Origin of the sequence: uncultured Gimesia sp., from assembly GCF_937919775.1 — a bacterium.
GTDB lineage: Bacteria > Planctomycetota > Planctomycetia > Planctomycetales > Planctomycetaceae > Gimesia.
On the sequence record NZ_CALFPF010000148.1, the window covers coordinates 1 to 1,620 of the forward strand.

Annotated in this window: 2 protein-coding genes; one reads left to right on the forward strand and one right to left on the reverse strand. The window is 46.1% G+C overall.

Features of this window, described 5'->3' with window-relative positions:
- Positions 1–94 precede the first annotated feature (94 nt).
- The gene (locus Q0294_RS04010) at positions 95–397 is read right to left on the reverse strand and encodes a hypothetical protein (RefSeq protein WP_299461166.1); all 303 of its coding nucleotides are present in this window, start codon (positions 395–397) and stop codon (positions 95–97) included.
- A 902-nt stretch (positions 398–1,299) separates the two neighbouring features.
- Here Q0294_RS04010 and Q0294_RS23365 point away from each other — a divergent pair.
- Positions 1,300–1,614: a nucleotidyltransferase domain-containing protein gene (locus Q0294_RS23365; protein WP_366917903.1), complete on the forward strand. Its 315-nt coding sequence runs from the start codon at positions 1,300–1,302 to the stop codon at positions 1,612–1,614.
- The last annotated feature ends 6 nt before the right edge of the window (positions 1,615–1,620 follow it).

Here is a 1,620-nt window from a genome sequence, read left to right on the forward strand (position 1 = left end):
ACGGTTCTAAATTATCAACCAGCGTTGGAAATCGTATCACATCACGAAGCAGAGTAAAAAGTAATTTTGGCTCCGGATTATTTTTTGACGGATCTTACTTCACCGGGAGCAATATGAGGCTGACTGCCAGCAAAATGAGAGACAGGACAAAGCAGCCAATAGCACAGAACAGATAGCAGTAGATTGTTTTCCTGATCTGCGGATCAACCTGTTGGCGTTTCTGCCAGAAGGCACGAATGCTTTTGTGATAGCTCCAGTTGGGGACCGTTACGCCAAATGCTTTTGTTGGTTCCCACAAATCAGCCTGTTTGAGAGGCAGATAGAGGAGCAGGAATAGCATATTTGCCATCACCAGGAACAGGATGGCAATGGATTCAATTTGCTCCGAGGTTTCCATTTCTTCTCCTCACTGTGAATGAGATTCGTTCTGAAATCAATTCACGTGTTTGTTACCCGCCTGATGTTATTTCATTGGGACCCAATTTAATGTGCAAATCAGTAAAATGAGACAAATGGCAAAACAGACTCATGTAGTGATGCGATGGAAGTTGATCTTGTACCCCGAGATTTCCCATATGGATCAATCTGGAACCGCTCCAGGCATGGATTGCCTTTCATTGTATCCGCTGCGGTTTCCCGTGTCTAAAACGAAGTGATTTTTCTCCACTTTTGTTGTCCTTCCGTTGTTGAAATCCGGGAATCGTTGCCGAGCGAATTATTTTTCAGCGGCCAACTCGGTTTCTGCGTAGACTTTCTCTGTGAGGAACCCCCGGGTTCCGAAGACTGGTTCTCTATCCAGTCGAACTAGCACAGGCTCAAGTGCCGACAGATGTTCTGTTTTTGAGACCAAACAGTAAAACGACCGTTAAACGGTTTAGCATCACTTCGATCTGATCTGGAAATGGTCCCTGTCAGTCCGCCCACTTAATTCTGTTCGCGAAACTCGTCATTTACAGGACAGTAATTCAAAACGAACCATAAAACGGATACTACAAGTGTCCTGAGAAGCCATACATTTTCTCGGAAATATCTTTCGCTCGGTTCGACGCATTAGTTGTTTCACCAAAGCGAGTTCACATTGTCCTCAACTGCTGACGCATCTGGTCAAGGAGTAACTACAATAGTCATGTTAGATGATCCTGATAGAGTGGAGAGGATCAGCATCTGCTGTCATGTCGGTCTCCCTGAACAACCCTGAAAGTGAACGCTAATGCATTGTTTTCAATTGATAATAGACAGAAATCCTGATAAGTTGAAGCAGAATTAAATTCTGTCTATCAATAGTTAGGCTGCAGTTCGATGAGTGTCCATCAAAGAATTATTCCTGGCTTGCTTGAGGTATGCGCTTCCATTCATCCTGACTGCGCCGTGGTGCTTATAGGGAGTGTCGCACAAGGGACGGAACGGCCTTGTTCAGACCTCGACCTCAATCTCATCTTCCCTGGCGACGAACTGCCCCAGAACCAACATCCCTACGTGGGCGACGATAATCGCTGGCAACTTGTCGTTAAGGACAAGATCGAGGGCATTCGAATTGATATCGCGTGGGAAACGCAACAAGTCCTTGGCAGGAACGGTTCCAGCTTTGAACTCCGAGGCTTTGCGCGGCGATAACCGGGC

What these genes read in the sequence shown, in the direction of transcription:
- Q0294_RS23365 (WP_366917903.1), top strand. Translation starts at nt 1,300, where the DNA reads ATGAGTGTCCATCAAAGAATTATTCCTGGCTTGCTTGAGGTATGCGCT.
- Q0294_RS04010 (WP_299461166.1), bottom strand. Translation starts at nt 397, where the DNA reads ATGGAAACCTCGGAGCAAATTGAATCCATTGCCATCCTGTTCCTGGTG.